Source organism: Streptomyces sp. CNT372 (genome assembly GCF_000377145.1).
Genome location: NZ_KB897780.1, coordinates 1 through 24,709 on the forward strand (window position 1 = coordinate 1; position 24,709 = coordinate 24,709).

At 67.9% G+C, this 24,709-nt stretch carries 18 protein-coding genes and 4 pseudogenes; 9 read left to right on the top strand and 13 right to left on the bottom strand.

Annotation, left to right across the window (positions count from 1 at the left end; translation table 11 throughout):
• From C593_RS0110390 to C593_RS31505, 5 genes and pseudogenes are all read right to left on the bottom strand, one after another.
• Positions 1–192: transposase (locus C593_RS0110390; RefSeq protein WP_158686839.1), on the bottom strand; the 192-nt coding region annotated here is incomplete at its 3' end.
• A gap of 498 nt (positions 193–690) precedes the next feature.
• Positions 691–1,737, bottom strand: coding sequence for a phage tail sheath family protein (locus C593_RS29325; RefSeq protein WP_018847235.1), 1,047 nt, complete (start codon positions 1,735–1,737; stop codon positions 691–693).
• Between the two features lie 339 nt (positions 1,738–2,076).
• Positions 2,077–2,310: a hypothetical protein gene (locus C593_RS0110400; protein WP_018847236.1), complete on the bottom strand. Its 234-nt coding sequence runs from the start codon at positions 2,308–2,310 to the stop codon at positions 2,077–2,079.
• Positions 2,311–3,241: 931 nt separating this feature from the next.
• Complete coding sequence (locus C593_RS33305) at positions 3,242–3,391, bottom strand: hypothetical protein (protein WP_018847238.1); 150 nt, start codon at positions 3,389–3,391, stop codon at positions 3,242–3,244.
• A gap of 54 nt (positions 3,392–3,445) precedes the next feature.
• Positions 3,446–3,604, bottom strand: a pseudogene (locus C593_RS31505) (DUF255 domain-containing protein); the annotation flags it as partial.
• Positions 3,605–3,835: 231 nt separating this feature from the next.
• On the opposite strand from C593_RS31505, the gene C593_RS0110415 reads away from it, so the two are divergent.
• Complete coding sequence (locus C593_RS0110415) at positions 3,836–4,402, top strand: Uma2 family endonuclease (RefSeq protein ID WP_018847239.1); 567 nt, start codon at positions 3,836–3,838, stop codon at positions 4,400–4,402.
• Between the two features lie 233 nt (positions 4,403–4,635).
• On the opposite strand, the gene C593_RS29330 is transcribed toward C593_RS0110415, so the two are convergent.
• From C593_RS29330 to C593_RS31515, 5 genes and pseudogenes are all read right to left on the bottom strand, one after another.
• Positions 4,636–5,982, bottom strand: coding sequence for an SMODS domain-containing nucleotidyltransferase (locus tag C593_RS29330; protein ID WP_018847240.1), 1,347 nt, complete (start codon positions 5,980–5,982; stop codon positions 4,636–4,638).
• A complete protein-coding gene (locus C593_RS0110425) occupies positions 5,979–7,181 on the bottom strand; it encodes an SAVED domain-containing protein (RefSeq protein ID WP_018847241.1) in 1,203 nt (400 codons plus the stop codon). Before C593_RS0110425 ends, C593_RS29330 begins: the two co-directional genes overlap by 4 nt.
• A 303-nt stretch (positions 7,182–7,484) precedes the next feature.
• Complete coding sequence (locus C593_RS31510; RefSeq protein WP_486591107.1) at positions 7,485–8,288, bottom strand: restriction endonuclease; 804 nt, start codon at positions 8,286–8,288, stop codon at positions 7,485–7,487.
• Positions 8,289–8,588: 300 nt separating this feature from the next.
• Entirely contained in the window at positions 8,589–8,738 is a 150-nt protein-coding gene (locus C593_RS33310; protein ID WP_018847242.1) for a hypothetical protein, read from the bottom strand.
• A 64-nt stretch (positions 8,739–8,802) separates the two neighbouring features.
• A pseudogene (locus C593_RS31515) lies at positions 8,803–8,952 on the bottom strand (DUF255 domain-containing protein); the annotation flags it as partial.
• A 207-nt stretch (positions 8,953–9,159) separates the two neighbouring features.
• Here C593_RS31515 and C593_RS0110435 point away from each other — a divergent pair.
• The 4 genes from C593_RS0110435 to C593_RS0110450 are packed head-to-tail and all read left to right on the top strand — an operon-like array spanning position 9,160 to position 13,657.
• Positions 9,160–9,882: an NUDIX hydrolase gene (locus tag C593_RS0110435; protein ID WP_078521367.1), complete on the top strand. Its 723-nt coding sequence runs from the start codon at positions 9,160–9,162 to the stop codon at positions 9,880–9,882.
• Positions 9,883–11,058 carry a 5'-methylthioadenosine/S-adenosylhomocysteine nucleosidase gene (locus tag C593_RS0110440; RefSeq protein ID WP_018847244.1) on the top strand — a complete coding sequence of 392 codons (1,176 nt, stop codon included), beginning with the start codon at positions 9,883–9,885 and terminating at the stop codon, positions 11,056–11,058.
• Complete coding sequence (locus C593_RS0110445) at positions 11,055–13,097, top strand: hypothetical protein (RefSeq protein WP_018847245.1); 2,043 nt, start codon at positions 11,055–11,057, stop codon at positions 13,095–13,097. The genes C593_RS0110440 and C593_RS0110445 overlap by 4 nt, the downstream gene beginning before the upstream one ends.
• Positions 13,098–13,123: 26 nt before the next feature.
• Complete coding sequence (locus C593_RS0110450; RefSeq protein ID WP_018847246.1) at positions 13,124–13,657, top strand: hypothetical protein; 534 nt, start codon at positions 13,124–13,126, stop codon at positions 13,655–13,657.
• 81 nt (positions 13,658–13,738) lie between these two features.
• Here the strand turns inward: C593_RS0110450 and pglX are convergent, their stop codons facing one another.
• Entirely contained in the window at positions 13,739–17,371 is a 3,633-nt protein-coding gene (gene pglX, locus C593_RS29335) for a BREX-2 system adenine-specific DNA-methyltransferase PglX (RefSeq protein WP_018847247.1), read from the bottom strand.
• Between the two features lie 226 nt (positions 17,372–17,597).
• Between pglX and C593_RS0110460 the strand changes: the two genes are divergently transcribed.
• The gene (locus C593_RS0110460; RefSeq protein ID WP_018847248.1) at positions 17,598–19,010 is read left to right on the top strand and encodes an AAA family ATPase; all 1,413 of its coding nucleotides are present in this window, start codon (positions 17,598–17,600) and stop codon (positions 19,008–19,010) included.
• A complete protein-coding gene (locus C593_RS0110465) occupies positions 19,007–19,642 on the top strand; it encodes a DUF4276 family protein (protein ID WP_018847249.1) in 636 nt (211 codons plus the stop codon). Before C593_RS0110460 ends, C593_RS0110465 begins: the two co-directional genes overlap by 4 nt.
• A gap of 377 nt (positions 19,643–20,019) precedes the next feature.
• On the opposite strand, the pseudogene C593_RS31520 reads toward C593_RS0110465, so the two are convergent.
• Both C593_RS31520 and C593_RS29340 read right to left on the bottom strand, forming a co-directional pair.
• Positions 20,020–20,178: pseudogene (locus C593_RS31520) on the bottom strand (DUF255 domain-containing protein); the annotation flags it as partial.
• Between the two features lie 132 nt (positions 20,179–20,310).
• Positions 20,311–20,682, bottom strand: a complete 372-nt coding sequence (locus C593_RS29340; RefSeq protein ID WP_018847251.1) for a type II toxin-antitoxin system RelE/ParE family toxin — start codon at positions 20,680–20,682, stop codon at positions 20,311–20,313.
• A gap of 92 nt (positions 20,683–20,774) precedes the next feature.
• On the opposite strand from C593_RS29340, the gene C593_RS0110480 reads away from it, so the two are divergent.
• On the top strand, positions 20,775–23,966 hold the full coding sequence (locus C593_RS0110480) for a tetratricopeptide repeat protein (protein ID WP_018847252.1): 3,192 nt from the start codon (positions 20,775–20,777) through the stop codon (positions 23,964–23,966).
• A 514-nt stretch (positions 23,967–24,480) separates the two neighbouring features.
• Positions 24,481–24,666, top strand: a pseudogene (locus C593_RS0110485) (site-specific integrase); the annotation flags it as partial.
• Positions 24,667–24,709 lie beyond the last annotated feature (43 nt).

Here is a 24,709-nt window from a genome sequence, read left to right on the forward strand (position 1 = left end):
CGGCCCCGAGGGGCCGAAGACCGGCGGCAACTGCCGCCAAGTACAGCCCGTCGTGGCAACGAAGATGATCGCGGCCAGCACCTCGCGATCCCCGTACCGGCGCCGGCCGCCGCCCTGCGGCCGCGATGGAGCAGGCGGAACCACCCGCTGGAACAGCTCCCACAACTCGTCCGGCACCATGCGCTCGACCATCACCACACAGTGCAGACTACCCAGCATTCCAAATGAGACGACGTCTAAGGCGGCCTGCTCGGTAGGGGAGTGACTGCGGGCGTGGACGGCCTGCTCGCCGTGCTCGTGGCCCAGGTGATCGGTCAGCTCGCCCTCCAGAGCGGAACTCCAGCACCCGCTTGGTCAGCCGCACAGTTGGCGGTGGACCACTGGCACGGCCGTGACCCGCAGGGTGTAGCCCTGGCCGCGCCGTACGGCCACTCCTTGGTCGCGGTCAGGTTCTTCATCGCGCTGTGGGAGGGCGCCGAGATGCCCGGAGGTGGCGGACGCAGTGCAGGTGTCGGCTGGGTCGAGCAGACCGTTGGTGAGAGCTGCTACTGTCCCCGGCGAGTAGGCCAGCGTCGGCCTGGACGCCGAGCGATCGGACAACGCCCGCGGGAGCGGACCTGACCAGGATGGCGGCGCCGCGGGGCATCCCCACGGTGCCGCCGTCCTGGAACAGCCCCAGACTCCTGGCCGTCAGGCCTCACCTACCGTGCCGGTCACGGTCGCGGGGATGAACTCGGCGGGGCGTACTGCGGCGAGGCCGACCTTCAGAACGATCCTGCCGGCGCGGACGTCCACATCAGTCATGGTGATGCCCTGACCGATGTGGATGAAGTAGGCCTCCTCCGGCTTCGAGCCCTGCAGTCCGCCCTGCCGCCAGAGGTCGTGCAGGTAGCCGTCGGCCGCCGCCCGCAGTTTCTCCCATGTCGGTTGGGTGTTCGGCTCGAACATCGCCCACTGCAGGGCTTTCTGCAGGTCGCGTTCCACCATGTCGGCCAGACGCCGCACCGCGATATACGTCCACGGGTCGTCGGTCTCATTGAGGGTGCGGTCCCCCAGCACGAGCAGACCCTGGCCGGTGAACTCGCGCAGGATGCCAACCGGCTGGGCCTGGCCCTGCTCCGTGTCGGTCACCGCCTGGGACGGGCGCGCGCCGTGCACCGTGACGTTCGCCGGGGCCTTCCACACTCCACGTTCACGATCGACCCGGCACCACTGCCCGGCGACCGCGCCGACGGGAGGCACCGGCTCTCCGTCTCCGGACAGGATCAGCCACGGGTGGTAGAGGGCCGCGTGCGCGCTCTGGTCGGCGTCCAGTTTGAACGCCCTCGCCGCGTCACGGGCCTGCCGAGCGTCGTGTTCCGGGCCGGCGTGCAGGATGGCCATCGCCCGGTGGGCCGCCGCCCAGGCGGTCACAGCCCTCGCCGTCTCGCCGGCCTCATCGGCGCCGCTGTCCCACAGGCCGAGCGGCACCACGATCGTCACATCGTCGAAGGCCTCGGTGGAGGCCAGTACCTCCTGCAGGGGCTTGCCGGCCGTGTCGGCCAGATAGCAATAGCCGCCCCCGTTCTCGAAGTATCCGCGCAGCACCCCGCCGGTCGCCCCGGAGGCCGCGCCCTCGCCTGCAACACGAGGCAGGTGTTGCCAGTTGTCGACCCGCACCACGCCCTCGAACGCCGTACCGAAGTCGGCGATGAACAGCGGCACGGCCGTCGCGCCAGAGGACACCGGAAGGCTCACGAGACGTGCTCCTCGCTGTAGGCACCGGGGTAGTTCACTGAATCCGCCATCGAATACTCCATCCAGGGTCCGACCGGACGAGAGCATGCCACAACTCAAGATCGCCATGTGCGGTGTCGCCCGGAAGAGTTGACAAGGACGTCGATTTTGCGTCGAGCCGCTGATGGCTGCGGTGATCGAGCGGGGGTCCCGGCCGGGTCTGTTCCCGCTCTGTGGGGCGCGGACGGCCATCGTGTCCGGCTCGACGGAACCAGGCTGCCAGGGGCGGCCGACGCGGTCGGCAAGTTCGGATCACCGTCAAGCAGCTCGACCAGGTGCGGGGCGTCGAGAGGGGGAGCTTTAGCAGGGCCCATCCGCGGTGGTAGGCGCGGGACGCGTCTGCGCCGTACCCGAGGGGGCGCGTTGGTCGCGGACGCCGGCGGTTGCTTCGCCGACGTCTTGGCAGCAGGCGGTCGTCTTGATGCGCAGCCGCCAGAGCTCCTGGACGATGGGGATCCCGTCAAGGTCCATCTCGACGCCCTCGCCGACCGGGGTGGTGAGGGTCTCGGGCGGACGGATCAGGGGGTAGGCCATGTGGTTTCGCCTGTCAGTGGCGGTGGGTGACCCACCGGTGAGCGGCTTCGGCGAGGCTCGACTTCCCATGGCACATCGGGGTGGTCGAGGTAGTCGGCGAGGCGCTGCTCGATGTGCTTCAAGTCGAGGTCGGCGGGGGCGCGGATGCCGGACAGGGTGATGATCGCTCGGCGACGAGCGGTAGGTCGTCGGAGTGGGACCGGCAATCGGCGGCCCTGCCGTCGAGGTGCTCGATGCCGAGCAAGTGCCACTCGGCGTCGCGGACGGTCCAGAGGAGGCGGGGGCGAGGCCAGCGACGCGGGTTGAGGGCGGCTTCGCGCAGTTGGGTCCACGCGCGGGGATGATCGCAGCGCAAGCCTTTGACGAAGACGCGGCTGGCGGGGGTGTCGAGGGTGGCGACAATCTCGGAGTTGAGGGCCCTTGTCGGTGATCGTCGCGGCGTAGATCCGGCTGGTGCGGGCGGCGACGGCGGCGCGGGTGCTGGCGGGCACGTCGTCCCATTGGAGCCTCGTGGTCACCACGAGCGGGAGTGTAAGACGAGGGGGGACCAGTGAGGCGGCCCGCGAAGGGGCGGCCTCGTAGGGATATTGGTCCATTACGGGTTGTCGTTGCCGCAACCGCGCATGACCTCGTTGCCGGCGAGGCTGAACAAGGGCCCCACCCCAAACCGATGGGCACCGATGCGCCGGTTCTCCCAAGTGAGGAAGCCGTCCAGCACCTGGAGGGGCACGGGTTCGTGGTCGCAGCTAGCGCACGAACCGACACACGCACCGATGAAGGCTGGACGCAGATCGCCGCCGCGTTGTGGACGGCGCCCGGACACCCCAATACTTGATCACGGGCGGCACAGTCTTGATGCCGCACGCACGGGCCTCTGTGTCCTGGCGTGCGGCATCACTCCTGGGTGAGGCCGGCGGCTGAAGCGCCGTGCTTACGCGCCCGCCTCACGGGACGGGGTGTCGCCCTCAAGGTGCTGCCTGATGCTGATGTACTGCTCGGGCTCCCACTCCGGCGAAGCCGTCAGTTGCTCCCGGACCCAAGCGTCTATCTTGTGGTTCAGGTCCTCATCGTACGTGTCCATGCTGGTGCGCCCTGTGAAACCACCAGGTCAGAACTACCTGGTTGTCCAAGTGCAGTGACACCAGTGGCACGCAGAGTAACCGACCGACAACAGAACGGGCACATCGCGCCGTTTCGCTTCCTCGAACGCCTCCGGTCCCCACGGCCACCAGTCGACCGGATTGTCAGCGTGCTGAAGCAGATAAGGCGAGGTCACACCAGCCAACCGGTTCATACGACCCAGCCTCTCACGCCGACACGGCCCTGCCGGTTCAGCCCGCAAGCCCCCGCCCTACTTGGCCGAATTGCACTCATGCGCCATCACGTGGTGAATACGGATCGCCCCTTTTGCGCCCAGGTCGCCCTGCGGACGCTGAAGGTTCCGCCCCGCCCCGAAGCCCGTGCCCGACTGGAAGCGGGCAGTACGCTGAATCGAGCAGCACCGCATCCTCGAAGGAGGCACTTCGTGACCGCCGAGATGGTGGCGCCCGCGTGGATGCATTCGCAGATCAGCGCGGAGCAGTACGACTCCTGGTCCGAGGAGCAGTGCGCCGGCATCGAGATCGTGGACGGGATGGTCGTCGCGAGCCCGAGCGCCTCCAAGCGGCTGGGCCGGCTGGCTCGACTCCTGGCCAACGCCCTGGACGCCGCCGCGGGCCCGGACTGGAACGCCGACACGGACTTCGACGTCCGCCTGCAGGACGTGCCGCTCACCAACCGCCGTCCGGACGTCATCGTCTACCAGGCGGAGACCATCGACCTCACGCCCACCCGCCCCGAGCACGTGCTGCTGGTGGTCGAGGTCGTGTCGCCCGGTTCGGAGACCACCGACCGGATCGTGAAGGTGGACCAGTACGCCAAGGCCGGCATCCACTTCTACTGGCGGGTCGAACAGGCCGCCACCGGCGTCCCGATCGTCTACACCTACGTCCTCGACCCAGCCAACAGGGCCTACCGGGACGGCGAGGTGTTCACCGGCACCGTGAAGGCCACCGCGCCCTTCCCTGTCATGGTCGACCTTGGGGCCCCGTGAGCAACGAGGAATCGCCCGCGCCCTCGGCGCCTCCGACGCACTGTGGGCTGAGACATGTCCGCAACCGGGGACCTCTGGGCATCGGCCCCCAGCTCGGCCCGGACCCGTCGTAGGCGGTCCGGAGGGAAACTGGACAGCTTCAACCAGGTGCCGACCTGTGCGTTCTCGCCGGGGACGAGCCGCATGGGGAGCCACCCCCGCTTCATGCCCGTCACCCTGATGGCGTGGCGTCGTCAGCGGATCACTACGTCGTGGTGATCACTGGCGACGACCCTGCCGTCCTTGACGATCCATACCTCCACGTAATGCCGACCCCGATACCTGGTGCGCTCATGAATCCGTGGTCCGCGCCCTGGCGTGATCTGACCACGTAGGCCGTGGGCATTCTCGGCGTCCGGTCCGTAGTTGCGGACCTTCCACCAGATGTCGTACGGCTGCGAGGCGTCGGTGCTCACCGTGAAGTAGATGTCCCGGCCGACGGGGGCGAAGCCGGTACGGCGCAGGTCCACGGATCCGGTGCCGATGGGGTTCGCGACACGGGCTTCGATCCGGGCCCAGCGTCCACCCGCCCACTGCACGCCCATCTCCTCGATGAACCTCTCCGACGGTGCCCGGGTGACCCCTTCCGTCGAGGCCGGCTGCCCGGCCTTGGCAAGGGAGGCCGCTGCCGTCGTGGCCGGTGTCCTGAACCCGTCGCCGAAGAGTTCCTGCCAGAGCTTGACGCTCTTGTCCTTGTCCTGCTCGTCCAGGGCCGTACGCATCCGGGTCGCATACGACTGAATGTGCTTGGCGAAGTTGGCGTACCGGTCCTGATCCCAGCGGTGGTTGAAGCTGGTCTGCGGGCAGCTCGGGTCGGCGATCACGGGCATTAGCGGGTTGAGGGACAACCACGCGGCGAGGTCCTCGATGAGGTGGACCAGAGTGGTGGGCACCCCGCTGTAGCGGTTGCTCGTGTCGTACACCTGGACCCGTTCGCCGAGCAAGGCGGTCAGGATCACCGAGGGGATGCTGAAGGTGTCCTTGGAGTCCCGCAGGTACTTCACCAGGCGAATCACCTTGCGCAGGTTGCCGCCGGTCAGTGAGTCCTTCTCCTTCATCCACGCGGTGTAGCCCTCGGGGTTGGTCTCCTCGAACTCCTCTACCTCCGAGTTGACGATCACCTGCCGACCGTCGGGCAGGACGAGGTGGGGGACGATGTCGACGTGGCAGTCGCCCGCGTAGTTGATCCGCACGCAGCGGTTCTTCTTCACCACCATCGACTTGTAAGTGTTGCTGCGCTTGAGCGCGGCGAACAGGGCCTTCAGGTACTCCGACGGCGTCGTTTCCCATGCCTCGACAACGGTCAGGTTGAGCAGGAAGTCGGCGTCGAACTCGTCGTTCTTGCCGGCCACTGGCTTGATGATGGTGCGATGGGCCCAGGAGCCCTGTCTGGTGGTGCCGAGGATCAGCGGGCCGATAACCGAGTCGCTGGTCAGGAAGTTCAAGATGGCCGTCACCCGGGTGTCCAGCTGATCCAGCCTGGTCTGGTTGAGGTTGACCGTCCCCTTGAGCAGGGTGTTGAAGTGCCCGTTCAGTTTCACTTGATCTCCAGCGCGGGGCGGTAGCCGCCGTCGGTGCGGTCGTAGATCGTCAGACTGGGGTGGACTTGGCGGTCGTGGACACGGCCCAGACTCAATGCGGCGGACAGCGGTACAGCGGGCAGGATGTGCAGGCGGCGGATGGCCTTCGCGTTCGCCTCGATGTCGGCGAACAGGGCGCGAAGGTTCTCTTGAAAGCGGGCGAGGCTGTCGCGGTGGCGCATGATGTCCGGGGCAGCCGACGCGTCCGCCGGGCTGATCCGGTAGCGCCGCAACCCGGCCAGTTGAGGGGGCAGTTCCCCGGGCTGGATGGTGCCGGAGATGTTGAGCACCAGGACGGCTTCGTCAGCGGGCGGCACGTCCAGATCGAGGTGTGTCGCGAAGGCGACGACCGGTCCGTCCTCGCTCCATGTCCAGGTCTCATCGTGGCGGTGGCGCTGGTAGATATCGGTGGGCACCGTGTCATCCAGACGCGATCCCAGGTAGACGAGGAGCGGGATGCGGGCGAATCCGAAAACGCTGAGATGGGCCACCTGGTCGCGGGAGATGCCCTCGTTGAGCTTGTTGTCGACCACGTTGTCGATCACGGCCTTCGCCTGGCTGTAATACTCGCCGTTGGTCCCGTTCTCCCCGGGGACGTCGCGGAGGTCGATCGTGGCTTCGCCGAGTACATGGCGGAGCTCGATCTCAATTCCATGGCGGGAGTAGGACTCCAGGAATAGGGGGACGCGATCGCCCGAGATGAGCACGGCGGACGAGGCCGTCTGGCGGGTCAGTTCGACCTGCTGCCCCCGAACCTGACCAATCATCCGCAGCACGGTGGTCGTACGGTCTGGTGCGATGCCGGTGACGTGCTTGATCCGGTCTTCGTGGGCGTGCTTGAGCGCGAGCAGCTTCTCGACGGTGAAGACGTCCAGGTTCTCCGGGGCGTCGATCTCGTCGTGCTCGTCGGCACAGACCAGCATCACGTTGTCCGCGGTATCACGTTCGGGAAGGTCGTTCTGACCCCGAGGGGAGCCCACCGTGTTCTGCTGGCCGACGATGTGCGCGAGCTCGCCGAGGCGGATGGGCCGATGGGCCAGCACTCCGTCGAGGAGGTAGCGGTTGCAGATCGCACAGCGACCTCCGCAGCGGACCCACACTTCCAGCTTGACCTTCCAGGGCAGCGCCTTGCGCTTGTAGCCGCTCTTCTTCGTCGCCAACTGAACCTCGCAGGCTGCCAAGTCGCTTGCAGGGGCAGGGAATCCTGCCCCGTGAGAAAACGGTACGCCCCTGCTCTGACACTCACGCGCGACCTCGCGTGCCACGAGTCCAGGCAGGGCCTACCTCGTGCTGCTGGACCGGGGCTCACGTTGCGGCGGCCGGACCAGTCGCGGGTCATCCGAGTGAGACCGCTGAGACGGCGGTTCGCGAGGTTTCGACCTAACGGGCCAAGGCGCCGAAGTGGTTGGGTCTTGCGTTCGTAGCGGTGGAGCCTTCGGACGCCACGAGCCAGGCGGCTCCTTTTACCGACCGCGGATGCCGCTGAGCAAGCTGATCAGCTCTGGCGGTTGCAGGGTATTCCAATCTACTGGACTTGCCTCCGGAGTCACCATGTGATCATAAATTCGCTCACAGGTAACTACGGATTTTTCAACGATGAACAGCAGACCCTCCCAGTCGCTGACGTCAAAAATCTCACCATCAACGAGATCCAGCGGGAAATAAGCGACTGGCCAGCGGCCGAACCGCGCATCTTCCAGCGACTGTCGCATTTGACTGAGGCGGGATGTCACTCCCGCCACGGCATGAGGGCCACCTTTGAGTAAATCAAACCCAGGAGGACCGGAATACCGAGCAAACGCCGCCTGCCGCTCCGATTCCGCTAGATCCCAAACTGCCAAAAATGCCTGCAAGAGGCGAGAAATTCGCCCATCGAGAATTCTTGCCTTCGTCGATGAGATCTCATCTTGAAAGTTCAGCCTGAAGTCTCCCAAGCCAGTCAAAGTGATATTTGTGTTCTGAGTGACACGAATTGCGCCAGCCTGAAATCCGCTCTCGGAAAAAACAAGTCCGCGATCGGCCCCGATGTCATCAACTACTCCCTGGAGGGTGAGAATCCTCTCCTTCGGAACCCTTCGCCCCCAGGCCTTGCACTCGACTACCCAAAGGATATCTACGCCAGCAATTCTCATGCGGGCCGCTACGTCGACGTCATGCTGTGCGCGTGCACCTTCGATGGTTTCGTCAACGCGCGTATCAAATCCGAGCTCAGACAAGAACGAGGAAACTTCTTGTTGATATTTCTGCCATTCCGGCGTCCGGGGCAATTGGATACTCCAGTAGGTGCGAGTGGCGGGATCGACGGGCGGGGCAGTCAGCGTTCGGGCGTGGTGGTTCAGAACTTGGCGGTACCTGCCAGGGGATGAACAGCGTCCGCGCGTCAGTGAGCTCAGGGCATCTCCAAGCTATGGGCGGCCGCGTCACCATACTTTTTGTTCTTGGCAGCGGACGCCCTGCGGGTCGGCTCGCCGACCACCGTCGCCGTTACGGACAGTGCTGTGGGCGAGGACCTATCGACCCTCGCCCACAGCACTGTCGCGTGAGCCGCGATTTATGGCTCCGTGCCTCTACTCCTCAGCGGTGACTGCGGGTCCGCTGCCCTCCAAGTACTGGCGGATACTGGCGATCTTCTCGGGCCCCCACTCGGGCGAAGCGGCCAGTTCGGCCTCCACCCAGGCGTCGATACTTGCGTCCAGGTCCTCATCGTACGTATCCACGCGACTCCCGCCCCTGACACACCCCAGGCCATGACTTCCTGGCCAATCACACGCCCTGCCGCTAATGACACGCAGAGTATCCAACTGGCAGCAGAACCAGAACATCGTGCCGTTTCGCTTCCTCGAACGCCTTGGGTCCCCACGGCCACCAGTCGACCGGGTTGTCAGCGTGCTGAAGCAGATAAGGCGAGGTCGCACCAGCCAACCGGTTCATGCGGGTCAGCCTCCCACAGGGTCTGACGCGAGCACCGAAACCCGCCCGAGCCCGCCACGCTCGGCCGGGTCGGGGTCCCGTCGCCCCGGAACTACCGGCTGGACCGCCGGCCATTCAGCCACGCCAGGGCCCTTGGGGACGAGTGGTGCGTCATCGCGCCGTCCGACTTCTTGTGCAAGTGACAGTATCTGAAGTACCTTGCAAACCATGCCAGATGACGCATGGTCACCACCTCCCGTCCTACTGACAGTCGATCTCGTGATCCTTACGCTGCGGGACAGTCGTCTGCACGTGCTCTTGGTGGAACGGGGCGAAGAACCCTTCCAGGGCGCCCTCGCCCTGCCGGGAGGATTTCTGAACCACGAGGACGAGGAGATCCTCGACGCCGCCCACCGTGAGCTGAGCGAGGAAACGGCACTGACCTCCGGCTGGGTGCACCTTGAGCAACTGGCCGTGTACGGAAGTCCGGGCCGCGACCCGCGGGGACGAATCGTCTCCGTAGCTCACCTGGCGATCGCTCCAGGGCTGCCTGATCCCGTCGCGGGGACGGATGCCACCGAGGCCGCGTGGATTCCCGCGGACGCCGTCCTGTCCGGCGAGACCGCTCTTGCGTTCGACCACCGCCGCATCGCCGAAGACGGGATCGAACGCGCGCGCGCCAAGATCGAGTTCTCGGCGCTGGCCACCGCTTTCTGCGGGGAGAGCTTCACCATCGCGGAGCTCCAGCAGGTGTACGAGGCCGTCTGGGGCACTCCGCTCGACACCCGCAACTTCTATCGGAAGGTCCAGGCCGCGAAGGGATTCATCGTTCCCACCGGCGCGGACCGCAAGGCCACAGGGGGGCGGCCCGCGCGGCTGTACCGGGCCGGGCCGAACACCGTGTTGTTCCCGCCGCTGATCCGACCTCATACGACAGGGGAAGAGGAGTAGATGTCGAAAGACCTGGTGGTGATTCTCACCGCCCTCAATCTTGAGTATCAGTCCGTGCGCGAGAGGTTGGTGGATCTTCGATTACATCTCCACAAGAGTGGTACCCGGTTCGAAGTGGGCGTCGTGAAGGGCACGTCGTGCCGTGTCGCGCTCGGGCTGACGAACAAGGGAAACCAATCCTCCGCGGTGATCGCGGAACGCGCGATCCAGGAGTTCTCGCCCGTGGCCGTGCTGTTCGTCGGGGTCGCCGGCGCCCTGTGGGATGCCACGAGGCTGGGTGACGTGGTGGTGGCGTCGCATGTGTACGCCTACCACGGCGGCACCAGCGAGGACGATGGGCTCAAAGCCCGCCCTCGGGTGTGGGAAGCGCCGCACGGCATCAGCCAGCTCGCCTCGCACCTGGCCCGTCTGGACGAGTGGGCGGATCCCCCGCCTGGTCACGAGGACCGACCGCAGGTGCGTTTCGGGGCTGTCGCCGCCGGCGAGATCGTCCAGAACTCGAGGATCTCGGCCGAGGCGAAGTGGATCCGGCAGCACTACAACGATGCGCTCGCCATCGAGATGGAGGCCGCCGGTGTGGCCCAGGCCGGCCATCTCAGCGGAGCTCCTGTGGCCATCGTCCGGGGAATAAGCGACCGGGCGGACGGCACGAAGAACAGTTCGGACGACCGCAACTGGCAGCCGCGGGCCGCGGCGAACGCGGCGGCTTTCGCCGTCCGCCTGACAGTGGAACTGGTGAACGAGCAGGGGGAGTCCGCCATGCAGTCCGCAATGGCCCAGGACGACAGGGACCGTTCGGTCGACCGATTAGACCGGGGGGTCATCAACACCGCTCACAACAGCACCGTCGGCATCATGGCCAGCTCGGTCACGGGCAGCAGTGTCCACATGGGCACGGCCCCGAAGGCATCCGGTCCGACGGACCTGGTCACGGAGCTGAACGGGTTCCGCGACCAGCTGAGGTGGCACCGCGCCGACGGCGTGCTCGACGAGGACAGTTACCAGGCGGCCTTGACCGATCTAGAATCCTCCCTCCGGTCGGCCGGGGAGCGTGCCCCTGGGTCGTCGAAGCAGACCGTCCTTGCGCTCAAGAGGCTGCGTGGACTGGTCGCGGAATGCCCCGCGCTGGTAGCCGCGTTGGCACCCCTGGTCGCTGCGGCCGGTGGCCTGGTATGAGCCGCGACGACAGTGCCGCGTACAGCTCGGATTCGTACAACTCGGCCGCATACTCCACCGTCGGGATTCAGGCCGAGACCGTCCACGACTCCCACGTCTACATCGTCCACCCGGACGCCTCGCCGCAGGAGAAGTACCGGGTCGGCGTGCGACTCCTGGAGGACGGCGTCCCCAGTCGCGCCCGGGAAATGATCACTGATGCGATCGCCCACGGCCACGACGGCACGGAGGTGCGCTTCCATTGGGTGCTGGCCATGCTCAGCGCACGTACCCACCACGACCTGAGCGACGAAGAGGTTCAGCGGCTGCGCTACACCGCCGGGCGCGTGCGGGACTACGCCGAGGACGAGTGGACGGAAGCCCTACGCGTCACCTTCGACCTGTTGGCGGCGCTCAGCACCGCCGGCAGCGAGACCGGACCCGTGCTGAAGCAATTGCAGGACCTGCCGCACCGCCAACACGACGCGATCCTCCGCCACCTCGACCTCATGCTCACCGGAGGCCTGAAGGACTACCTGTGGGCGGAAACCCTTGAACGGGCCAAGGCAGAACGCTTCGCCAACGACCGGGGCCAGCGGGTCTGGACCTACTTCGCACCCACCCCCATCGGGGCAAGGGCCGTTCCGCCCCGCCCGAGCACCGCTGCCGCCGCCAAGGCGGCCCTCCCTATCCGCGCGATCCTGTTCGTCGTCAGCAGTGCGCTCCTTTGGACTTTGGCACTGATCACGGATCCGGCCCAGGCGATCGTCGAGTTACCGGTGGCACTCGGCGCGGGCCTGACCGCGGCCCGCTTCGGCGTCCGGTGGTGGGGCCGGTGGCCCAGGCCGGGCCTCGCGGCCGGGGCGCGCGTCCCCCACCCACGCGATCCTGCCTCCGACTTCGCACCCGGACCGGAGTCCGGACCCGACTCCGGCCCGGACTCCGCCGAGGGTAGGTTCACCAAGCGCGTCCGCCATTCGTTCGATCACTACTTCAGCAGGCGCAGGCCCCACGGGTTCACCTCGGACGCCTGGCTCGCCCACACGGATCAGATCCGCAGCGGCCTCGCCGCCGAGATCGCGGATCTCTACCGGGAGAGCCGGATCGGTGTGGAGCGGGTCGAATGGCTGATCCGGTACCTCGCCGAGGATGCCCGGAATCGCTACAACAGCGGCACCCTGTTCGATCAGCACCACCAGGACCGGACTCCGGGCAGGACGAAGGCCCTGACCGTGGCAGCCCTCGCCGTTCTCGGCACGGCGGCTCTGGCCGCGTTCGCCACGGCGGTCACCGATGCCACCCAGCAGCAGGTTCTGTGGGCGTTCCTGGCCGTGCTCGGTGCGGCCTGGTCCGGGCACGCAGCCGCTTCCCGTTGGCTGGAGGTCCGGCGTGAGGAGCACCGACTGGATCGGGAGAATCGGGAGTACCTGGAACAACTGGCCGCACGGCAGAGCGCCTACCGGCGCTGGCAGTCCTTCCTGGACGACAAGCGGCCCAGCGAACAGGAGATGGAGACTTGGCTCGCCTGCGACAAGACGTCGTTCGTCGACGAGGCGCTCCAACACCACCGGCTCACCTGGCGCGACCTGATCACTCACACCATCCTGGTGGCCCCGGCTCCCTCCTACAAACGGGGCCGGGTCCGCGGCGGCCCATGGCGGTACTCGCACTACGTCTTCCGACTGTTCCTGTTCACCCAGGACGGCATCCGCGAGATCAGCTCCGAGTTCGACTTCTCCGACGCGACGCGCAGGAACGAGCAGCGGAACAACTACCGGTTCGACGCCCTGACCTCCGTGCAAGTGACGGAGAACGCCGACGTCGGCTACGACCTGGAGCTTCTCCTCGCCAACGGACCAGCCAGGAAGATCCGCGTCAAGGACGCCGAAGCCCGTCAGCTGGCGCCCATCGAGAATCCCCAGGAAATCTCCGAGATCAGCCTCAGCGCGGCTGGCTCCACCCACACCTTCCGCCTCCTGGAGGGGATAGCGGCGGACGGGAAGAGCTGGATCGAACGGCACGGCCCCGACAGCCTGGCGCCCTTCCAGACCGCCGGCTGATCCTGAACTCGAGCCGAGGAGCACCTGTGAACTGCACGGACGACGTCACCGAGAGCAAGGTCCTGCTTGCCGAGTACGACCGTCTCAAGGAGGAACAGAAGACCCGCATAGGGTTTCGCGACAACCTGCTCTACTTCACGCTCGCCGCAGCCACCGCGGTCGTGGCAATCACCGCCCAGAGCGGACAGTCCCGGCTGCTGCTCTTCGTTCCGGCGATCTGTCTGATCCTGGGCTGGACCTACCTGGCCAACGACGAGAAGATCTCGGCGATCGGCGACTATGTCCGCGACCGGCTGGGACCCCGCCTGGGGGAGCTCACCTCCGCCGACGGCGTGGTGTTCGGCTGGGAGGTCTACCACCGCGACGTGGCGGGCCACACCATGCGCAAGCGGCTTCAGAGCGCAGTGGACCTGTTCACGTACCTGGTCCTGCCCATGGTCTGCACGACCGCGTTCTGGTGCTCTCCCGTCGTTCAGCCCCTGCTCCTGCTCGCGTCTCTCGGACAGACGCTCGCCCTGGCCGTACTGGGCTTGCAGTTCCTACGCCGTACGGAGCGGTAGCACCCCAGGCCTCGACAGGGCCGAGCCTGCCGGAGGGCAAGCGCGGCGTGACTCTCCCCCTTCTAGCGACGTCCATCCCGCTCAGGGGACATTGTTCCGCGCCCGCCAAGAGGTCAAGTCGTGCGTGGTGAGCTGGTACGCACTGCGCAGTTGCTCGAACTCGTATTGGAATTCTTCTGCTTGGCCGGGCCGCATCCCGGATCCGGGGTGAGCCTCCCACTGGTGGATCCAGGGAATCAGTTCCTGGATGCCGATCAGAAGGGGGGTGATCCGGTATGCGCTCGGATGAGGATGCTGGTGGTGCGCGCGGGCCAACTCCAGCAGGACGCGCACGCGGTCTGCCTCGTTCCAGCCGGACCAGCCGAGCAGCAGGCCCTGGCCAGCGACAACAGCGTCGGGATAGGAAATGAAGCGTTCCCGGGGGATGTCGAGGCTGCCTCGGATCGACCAATAGGACGCGTGCTGGAAATCAGCGCTCACGAACTTGGGTGGAACGGGAATCCCCAGTGCTTCGCCTGTTTCGTCCTCTCGACGCTGGAGCTCCCAGACCTGCTCCCACTGGGCACGCTTACGCAGACCCGACTCCTTGTATCGCTTCGCTGACGCGTACGGCACATGCTCTTCGGCCAGCACCGACGCCAGCACTTCACCAAGCGTTGCTTCCCGCCTCCCGAGGTGGTCGGCCGCATAGAGCGTGGCCACGGCAGTCACATCGGCGTCGTCTCCGAGGTCCCGTGCGAGCTGATCGATCGTCCGGGGGCGAGCGTGCTTGGCACCACCCCGGAGCTCGAACCACAGGCGTTCGTCCTCACAGCGATCGAGCAACCAGGAACGCAGCGCTCGTTCCTCACGCTTCGCCCATGGGTCCGACAGCCAGCGCCGCTTGTACTCCGGACGTTCCACGAGGGCGATCGTATGCCCCGACTCGATGGCATCGACCCTGGCCTGCACAACGTCCCGGTAGGCGGCCGGCCAGTGGTTCGGGACGTCGGTGACCGGCGTGACTCCCTGCTCTTCGAACCAGGACAACCTCTGGAACCAGGACGACGAGGCAGTACCGTCGGCGACCTTGCGTGCCAGCACGATTTCGAAGGCACGCTCGCCCGGCCGGAGCGGCGGCAAGTCGGTGCTGGGGATGGTGGTCAGACGAATCCGCTCATCACCGGAAAGCAGCCCGTAGGCGGCGTAGACGTCCCAGTCCAGTTCCTCCTGAAGCGCGGCCATCCGGTGACGTGCCCTCTCCTGGACAACTCTCGCCGCGTTCAGTGTGCTTCGGCTGGGCGGGTGTTCACCCGCGCACACGTCGCCCGGCTCGTGGGCGTCGAGAACCAGCCCCAGGTCATACAGCTCCCGCGCGTGGTCCGGTGGAGTGCTGCCCGGCAAGGGAAGGCGTGAGAAGGAAGCCGCCGTGAAGAGGTAGGGCCGGGCCCATTCCTGACCAGGAAGGGGGGAATCGAGCCCGTCGGCCCCTGTGGTGGCGTTGGCCTGCTTCAGCCAGAAACAGACTGCCGACGAGTTGAGAACCCCCAGAATTGCGAAGAGGTCGTTCTCGTCTGTGGCTGAGGGCAGCCGGAGCACAGGGGCGGTCCGGCTGAACGCCTTCCGACCGGGCTCCAGCGCGAAGTGGTTGTGCGTCGCCGCATACGCGAACGTGATCGTCGGCTCGCGATCGTCGCCCAGCAACCAGACCCTCCAAGTCCACCAAGGGCGGGACCGGGATGCATCCCTTGCACCCGGCGCTGTCCGCAGAACCTGGCGCATCGCCCAAAGATGACGTCCCCACGCGGTGTCGAGGTCCAGCGCGAGCGGAGAGCCGTGCTCGTCGTAGGGAGCAAGTACCTCGGTCGACGCTCTCACGCGCCAGTCCCGTACCGTCTCGCCCGTGACCATGCCGCGGCCCGCACTGGCCGAGTCCGGGTGCCGGGTGAACCACGACCGCCCGAGGGTGAAGACATCTCGCTGCCCCGGGTCGGCGACGACTCGGGGCGGACCAGAGAGGAAGTCCGACAACCGTCGCGGGGCATCCGAGAGCACATCCATGAGGTCCGCTCCACCGCCTCCCGCCATCGTCCACGGGAAGCGCGAGTAACGCTGCCGCGGCTCGTCCTGGACGCTCACCCACTCCGAAATGGTGCCGGGCCGGTCGATCTGGTCGACGATCGCCTGCCACACAATTCCCTCGGCCGGATCCTGCGGCATCGCCGGCTCCCCGCGCACGCCAAGCACCGACCTCACCGGGGCGTCACGTGGGCTCGGGTCATTCCGCCCGATCAGGATCAGGGTCGAGGTCCGATGGCTCGGTACGAAGACTCCAGACGTGTCGATCACGTGCGTCAACCCGACACGCGGAAGGAACTCCTCGATCAGCTTCTCGCCGAAAGCACGCCTCGTGAACGAACTGGGCATCCATTGCCCGACGTAGCCACCGGATTCTCCGCCGATTCCCCTTACCGCAAGCTGGAACATGCGCTCCACGAAGGGAACCGAGAGCGGGAACGCGCCGACGGCCGTGGCATACGCCTCCCTGTACGCAGCCCTCTTGAACTTGTCACGCACGACCGTGAAGGGGGGCTCACCCAGCACGACATGGTAGGAACCGGCCCCCAGCAGGTCGCATCGCTCGGAGAACTCATCAATATCCTCAGCAGTCCCAACGCCCTCGTCCTCCCAGTCCCCTGGAAGCTTCGCTGGCGACTGCCCCGGAGCGCCTCGCCCTCCCAACAGAGCATCTCCGACAGCCACATTGACCATGTGCTGGGGAACCTCCCCCAGCACGCGCTCACCACTCGCCCGTGTGGCGGCCATCAGCAGCCTGAACCGCGTGATACTCACGGCGAACGGATTCAGGTCACAGCCGTGGACTGATTCCAGGGCCCGGCAAACCAGCTCGCGATCCGCGGTTCCAGGCTCCCGCGCGCGCCAGGCACCGAGAAGGCGTTCGAAGAGCCCGAGCAGAAAGGTTCCCGACCCACAGGCCGGGTCGATACCGCGGAAGCCTCGAGGGCCGAACTCCGCGACAGCCGGATCCACGGTGAGGTCCAGGATGAAAGCCTCGATGTATTCAGGTGTCCGGACCAGGGCGTAGGACCTGGACGCCGTGTCACTGATGTCCTGATAGAGATCTCCGAGGAACCGGGTGTCGAGTTCCGGGTCGGTGAAGTCGAATCGGATCGAGCCGTCCCTGTTGCGCCGGCGCCAGAACGAGACCAGCTCGGCCGCGGCCTGCGGAGAGGGCGACAACTGCCACAGTGGGCTGTGCCGTCTGTCGAAGACACGGGCCATCGCTCGGTGGGACCGGGCCAGGTGTGTGAACGACTCCAGCAGCCATTCCCGGTCGCCGTTCCCGGGGTGCTCCGCACGATAGGCGTCCTGCCGTTCCTCCGCCTGTGCCAGCCTCCGTCCCGGCCCCGCGATGAACGGCCAGCCGATGAGTCCGTTGTCCTCGCAGAAGCGCACGAACACTGTGCCGAGCACCCACGCCACCGCCGCCTGCGTGATGTGCTCGTCCCGCCAGGCACCATACGTGTCGGCCGTGCGCCGAGCCGCCCTCGCCTGCTCGTATGCGTTCCGCAGGCGGCTGCGGTAACGGTCGACATTGTCGCTGCGCTCGCGGAGGTCCGTCCGCAGTGCCAGAACCTGTTTCCGCACGTCTGAGACGAGTGCGGCACGGTCCAGCGAGGACGTCCCCGTCTCGGCTCCGCCAGTCGGAGACACAGCGGCGACCTCTCCTCCGTACGTCGTCGACGTCCACGATCCACTGTCCTGTCGAATACATCCTGCCAGCTCCCCGGCTGGCTGGCCGCGTCCGTCGCCGGTGACCGTCCGGATAGGCACCACCAGCCACATCCCCGACCCCTATCATTCTGTGCGCACCGGCACACGACCCAGTCGGCAACCGCGGGTACCTGGGTCGGGCCGGGGTAGACCATCGAGGGGATACATGCTGACGCGACTCGAAGTCGATGGCTTCAAGAATCTGTTGGATCTCAGGGTCGAGTTCGGTCCCTTCACCTGTATCGCGGGGGAGAACGGCACGGGAAAGTCGAACGTCTTCGACGCGATCCAGTTTCTGAGCCTGCTCGCCGACCGTTCCATGATCGAGGCTGCCCAGGCTGTGCGCGGGACCCATGGTTCGCTGCATGGTGACGCGCGCGACCTGTTCTGGAACGGCTACGCGGAGGGCGAGCATCTGATGACGTTCGCCGCGGAGATGATCATCCCCGGGGAAGTAGAGGACGACTTCGGCCGACTCGCCGAGCCGACGTCCACGTTTCTGCGCTACGAGCTCAGGCTCGGCTACCAACCACCGCAAGGCGGGGAGCGCGGCGGCAGACTGACGCTGCTGTACGAGGATCTCAGCAAGATCAGGCCCCGTGATGCCGCATCGCAACTGCGGTTTCCGCACAGCGCCAAGGGCTTTCGGAACACCGTGGTTCGCGGCCGCCCGTCTACTGCCCCCTACATCTCCACGTCTCTCGACACAGGCGATGCCGTCGTCCAGATCCACGCCGACGGCCGCAGGGGCCAGCCCCGTCCCGCGCCTGCGAGCCGGGCACCTGGGACCATGCTCTCCACGATCAACCGGAACGACGACCCCACCATTCTGGCGGCCAGACGGGAGATGCAATCCTGGCGACGGCTGGCCCTTGAGCCTTCGGCCCTGCGCACCTCGGACCGCTATCAGGACCCCAGCACAATGCAGCCCGATGGCCTGCACCTGCCACGGAGCCTGGACCGGATCGCGCGGGAGAAGTCCCCGGACGATCCCGCGCGGGTCTACTCGCGGGTCGCGGGACGCCTGTCGGACCTGTCAGGCCTGCACGTACGCACGCTGCACGTCGAGGCCGACGACACACGTGAGCTGCTCACGATCAAGCTCCATGAGATCAACGGCATGGAACTGCCAGCTCGTAGCCTGTCTGAGGGGACCCTGCGCTTCCTGGCCCTCTGCGTGCTGTTGGAGGACCCCAGCGCGCAGGGCCTGCTCTGCATGGAGGAGCCGGAGAACGGTATTCACCCGGCCAATCTCCTCGCCATGGTGAACCTTGTACGGGATCTGGCGGTGGACCCCTCCGAACCGGTAGACGAGGACAACCCCTTCCGGCAGGTCCTGATCAACACGCATTCACCGGGGGTCGTGCAACTCGTCGATCCCGCGGACCTGCTCATCGCTGACACGGCCACCGTTCCCAGGGAGGGAAGCAAGACCGCGCGCGCCTTGCGGCTCCGGCCGCTGGCCGGCACTTGGCGTGCAGGCGGTGTGGAGAAGGGCTACGGCACAGTGGCCGACATCCTTGCGTACCTCACTTCTCCCCCACAGGCCCGGCTGACTCTTGAGGAGAGCGCCTCGTGACCCTTCGCGCCCTCTACCTCTGCGAGGGATCCAGCGACACCGGCCTGCGCTTTCACATTGAGGCGATCGCGGTCGAGACTGGCCGGGAGATCCACGTAACCGTGCCGGACCTGCACCGCCTGCCGAACAAGCCTGGGCACTCGGTCGGGGATAAGCTGCGAGCCGCGCGGCAGCTCAGCCACGACGCAGACGAGTACGACCTGGTAGTGATCCACCGCGACTCCGACGGCAATCCCCAGCAGACACGTCGCGATGAGATCGCCGACGCGGTGGCCTCGGTGAGCCCCGGTTTGGCCCACGTGCCCGTGATCCCCGTGCGCATGCTGGAGGCCTGGCTGATCCTCGACCCTAGGGCGATCCGGGAGGTGGCGGGGAACCCCAACGGCAGAGTTTCACTCAACCTTCCGAAACCGAACCGGGCGGAGTCCGTGGCGGACCCGAAAGCACTGCTCAAGCAAGCCATCGCCACGGCCAGCGAGGAGAAAGGCCGCGGCCTCAAGAAAGTCCAGGCGCGCTTCTCAGAGAACCGCGCGCGGCTCCTCCAGATGCTAGATCGCGAGGGTCCCGTCAAGCAGCTCGCATCATGGCAGTCGTTCACCCACGACCTGAGCGAGGTGCTGAGCAGCCTCTGAGCCTTTCCAACCTCAGGTTGAGACGTGGTGAAGAACGAGAACGTGGTGGCGGCAGCCGCTCTCGGCGATGCCCGGACCGATTGCGACTGGACCCCGGTTGCCGCCGCACTGTGGTCGGCTCCGTTTCAGCCCATGGCTTGATCACGGCTGACTGATCCCACCCTCGGTCTCGAGTGCGGGCCATCGTCGTGCGCTTACGCCCTCTAGCCAAGCAACAGCGGCAACGACTACTGCTCGGGCGTCCACTCGGGAGAGGCTGCCAGCTGGCCTTCGCCCCAGGCGTCTATGTCTCCACCTAGCCGCTCATCGTGCGCGCCCACGTGGCTACCCTCTGGAAACACCCCAGGTACGGACTACCTGGTTGTGTAAGTTCACTGGCACCAGTGGCAGGCGCTGTAGCCGACGCTCAGGAACACGGGCACGTCACGCCGCCGGGCCTCCTCGAAGGCCGCGGGTTCCCAGGGCCACCAGTCGACGGGGTTGTCCGCGTGCTGGAGGAGGTAGGGGGAGGTCGCCTGCGCAAGTCGGTTCGCCATGCCTCCATCCTCGCGCACGGGACGGAAGGGGGCGTTGTCACCCGGAGGCGGGTGTGGCACAGGCTGTCGCGGGCGGGTCTCCGGACTCGCGCAACCGCAGCACACCCTCAGGCGATGGCCGCGATGTCTCCGTCATCGAAGGAGATGGCCTGGTGCCGCTCGGTCCTTCACGTATATCTCGTATCGCTGTTCGGCGAGGGGAATCGCCTCCCGATACCCCTCGCTCCACCGCCCCGCCTTGTCACCTGCCACCAGCAGAATGCTGCAACGCCAGGGATCGAAGGCGAAGAGCATGCGTACGGTGCCGGGGCGTAACTCCTTCAGATTCGCCATCGACGAGCCGTGAATCGTGTCGACCAGCGGGCGCCCCAGCCCGGGCCCGCCTTCCGCCGGCGCGTCGAGGGCCTGCACCACCCTCGTGTGCCCCGACTCTGGGGTCCGCCGGGCCCGGGCCCCTTCGCCGGCCGTCGGCACGTACCACTGAGCGATCCCCCGAGCCGTCACCCCTGCTCCCCCATCCCCACCGCCGCACCGCAATTGACGGCGCGACAACTGGGTAAGGAACCCAACCGGCATGGACAGCGAGGGGGAACCAGATGCGGGACAGCCACCGGGCAGAGGCGGAACGGCTGCTGGGACGGGCGGTCGAGGAGGAGGTCCGGCGCAGTGGCGGGCGGACCGACGGGCAGTTGCTGATGTCGCGCGGCCGGGCCGCCCTCGACACCATGGCCGCCGGGGCGGCCGAGGAGTACGCCGCGTACGAGCAGGCCCTCGCCGAGTCGGCGGTCGACCGGCCCCCGCTGTCCGAGCGCTTCTCCCGCCGGAACGTCGGCACGCCCGCCCTGGTCACCGCCGTCGCCGCGGCCGCCGCCGTGGGCGCGGACATGGCGCTCGGCACGGCGACCGGCACCGCCCTCGGCGCGGGCGCCGTCGTCGCGGTCGCGGGGGCGGCGACCACGGTCGCCAGGGTGACGGCCTCCCACTGGCCCGCCTCCCACCGCCGTGCGGGCGAGGCCGGCCGGCCCGGCGGGCCCGAGCAGTTGCGGCTCCAGTGGCTGACCGCCCTGGAGGTACGCGGCATCCGCCCGTTCCTCGACCAGCAGCGCATGCTGTCGTCCGCCGCCACCCCCGCGAAGAAGCCCGCGGCACCCCGGCTGCGCGGCGGGGACCGCAGCGCGGCCGCCCGCCGCCGGTCCGTGCTGGAGCAGTCCTTCGGGCATCTCCCGCAGCCCGACGGCCCGTTCGCCGGCCGCCGCGAGCAGCTCGCGCAGATCACCCAGTGGGTGCACGCCTCGCGCGCCGCGACACAGACCGAGCCGACCGTCGTCGTGCTGCACGGCCCGCCCGGCGTGGGCCGCACCACCCTCGCGGTCCGGGCCGCGCACCACCTGAAGGACCAGTTCCGGGGCGCGTGCCTGGTGGACCTGCGCGGTGAGAGCGGCCGGCCGCTCTCCACCCGGGACGCCCTCCTCCACCTCCTCAACCGCCTCGGCGCACCCCGTGAGCAGCTCCTCTTCCGCGAGCGCTCCTCGGCGGAACAGCACGTCGCCCGGCTGAGCGAGCTGTACGACAAGCATCTGACCGGTCTGCCCGTCACCGTCGTCCTGGACGACGCGAGCGACCCCGAGCAGGTGCGCACCCTCGTCCCGGAGCGTTCGGACAGTCTGGTCCTGGTGACCTCCCGGGTACCGCTGGCGCTGCCGAAGGACCTGCGGGCACGGGTGCACCACCTGCCGGTTCAGGCGCTGGACGCGGCCGGCGCGGAGGAACTCCTGCGCCAGGCGGCGGGAGGCGACGCGTCCGCCGGGCCGTACGACGCCCAGGCGGCGGACCGGGTCGGTGAGCTGTGCGGCGGGCTGCCCCTCGCCCTGCGGATCGCCGGGTCCTCGCTCGGCGAGCGCAGCGCGGACCGGCTGGCGGCGGACCTGGCCGCGTACGGGCCCGTGGACCCGGTCGAACGCGCCCTGTGGCTGCGCTACACGGACCAGCCCGAGCAGGGCCGCCGGCTGCTGCGCCGGCTCGCGCTCGCGGGCCGGGCGTCCCTCGGCACCGCCGCGGCGGCCGCCCTGCTCGGCGCGGACGAGCAGGAGGCCCGGCGGCTGCTGACCCGGCTCGCGTCGGCGGGGCTGGTGGACCACGTCCGCGGCTCCCGCTACCGGCTGCACGACGCGGTCCGCGCGTTCGCCCGGGCCCGTCTCCTCGACGAGGAGGACGCGGCCGACCGCACCGCCGCGCAGGAGCGGCTCATCGAGAACTACGCGGACCTCGCGGGCGCGGTGATCCGCATGGTCGACGGCAAGATGTCCACCCGGGCGGGCCGGTTCGACTCGCACGGCTTCCCGTCCCTGGACGCGGCGCTGCGCTGGCTGGACGAGGAGTCCAGTTTCATCACCTCCGCGCTGCGGCACGCGGAGGGTGTCAACCAGCAGGCGGTCCTGGGGCTGCTCGGCGCGCTCTGCGACTACTGCCTGCTGCGCGGCGACCTCTACCGGCTTGGTGAGATCAGCGAGTTGACGCAGTCGGTGGACCAGGGGCTGCTGGAGCGGTCGGTGCGCTGGCGTACCGGTATCGCGGCGCGGCAGCTCGGCGAGCTGGACAAGGCGCGGACCACGCTGTCCTCGGTGGTCGGCCTGTACCGGGAGGCCCGGCACGACGCGGGCGCGGCGCTGGCCCTCTGCTCGCTCGGCATCACCCTGCACCACCAGGGCAACCTGACCGAGGCGGCGGCGAAGCTGAACGAGGCGATCGACCTCCAGGCGTCCCCGGAGCAGGCGGAGGACCGCGCCTGGTCCCTGCACGCGCTGGCGGCGGTCGAGCGCGACCGGGCCAACCTCGCCGAGGCGGAACGCCTCCTCGCCGACGCGCTGCGGCTGCACCGGGAGGGCGAGTCCCTGCACGGCGAGGCGTGGACGCGCTTCCAGCTCGGGCAGGTGTGCCTGCGCCGGGGCGACGTCGCGGGCGCGGACGAGGCGCTGGGCCGGGCGCTCGACCTGTACGGGCAGACCCGGGACGACCGCGGCGAGGCGTGGGCGCGTACGCAGCTGGCGCGGGCCCGGCTGGTGGCCGGGGACGCAGGCGCGGCGGCCGAACAGCTGCGCCAGGCCCTCGCCCGCCACCGCGAGAACGAGGACGCGCGCGGCGAGGCGTGGACCCTGTACTACCTGGGCCAGGCCCTGGAGGAGCAGGGCACCCGCGACGAGGCGGTCCGCGAACTGGAGCGCGCCCGCACGATGTTCTCCCGGATGCGGGACGTGTACGGGCTGGCCTGCGCCCGCCACCACTCGGGCCGCGTCACCCGCGACCAGCGCGCCGCCCGGACCGGCAACCTGCGCAACTCCGGGTTCGCCCGCCAGCTCCTGGTGGACGCCCGCGCCGACTTCGCCCGTATCAAGGTGGCCCACGGCGAGGCCTGGACCTGCCTCGAACTCGCGGTCGTCGACGCCGGCAACGACCGCACGGCCCAGGCGCTGGCCCTGTGCGACGAGGCCGTCGCCCTCTTCGCGTCCTACGGCGACCGGCGGGGCGGCGACTGGGCGGCCTTCCTGCGCTGCACCCTCCTCCCGTACGCCTCCCCGGGCGGCTCCGAGGTCGGCACCGCCGTCGCCCAGCAGGAACTCACCACCCTCCGCACCGCAGGGCACCCGTCCCGCGACCCGAAACTCGACGACTGCGCCGAGGCCCTGGCCGTCGTCCTCACCCGCGGCCCCCGCCTGGAGGACGGCTGGACGGCCTGGCCCCTGGGGCTGGTGCCGGGACGGCACGCGCGGGAGGTGATGGGGGTGGGGTGAGGGGGTCCGAGCGGGCGCCGATCGCCATGACCTCATCTGCTGAGTGGCGGACGGAGCAGTGGTCACGTCACGGGCAAGGGGACGGCCCAGTTCCTGGGCGCGTGGATCGTCTTCGAGGACGAGGCCGGGCAGGACCTGAAGCCCGGCAGAGGCCGGACCTGGTCACGGCGTGGGCGGACGCCGCTGGTCAGAGTCACGGGCAAGTGCCCTGGCCGGTCCTTGTGGCCGGGATGATCTGCGTCAGACGGGGTCGTGAGACCCGTCCGATCTACCGGACGCAGACGTACCGGGGCCGTACCGGCGAGAAGAAGGGCTTCCGGGCCCGCGAGTTCGCGGACCTGCTGACCTCTACCCGCAGGCAGCTCGGCGGTGCCCCCGCTGATCGTGGTGTGGGGCAACGCCAGCACCCACCACGCCAAGGCCCTGCGGGACTTCTGCGACCGCAACCGCGACTGGCTCACCATCGTCAAACTCCCGCTACGCGCCCGACCTCAACCCCGTCGAAGGGTCTCCCGAACAGGGCATCGACCTCGTCGTGATCAAGGAACTCCCCGGCCACGCATGCATCGGAGTCACCGCCGACGTCTACGCCCACGTACGCCTCCGCCTCCAACGTGAAGCCATCGACACCCTCGGCACCGCCCTCAGCCGTACCGACGACGGCAACGACGATCCCTCCGTTGTGGCCGTCGTCCGCTGACGTTCAGCGTCACCGTTTCCGCTGCGTCAGCAACTGCCGTCAA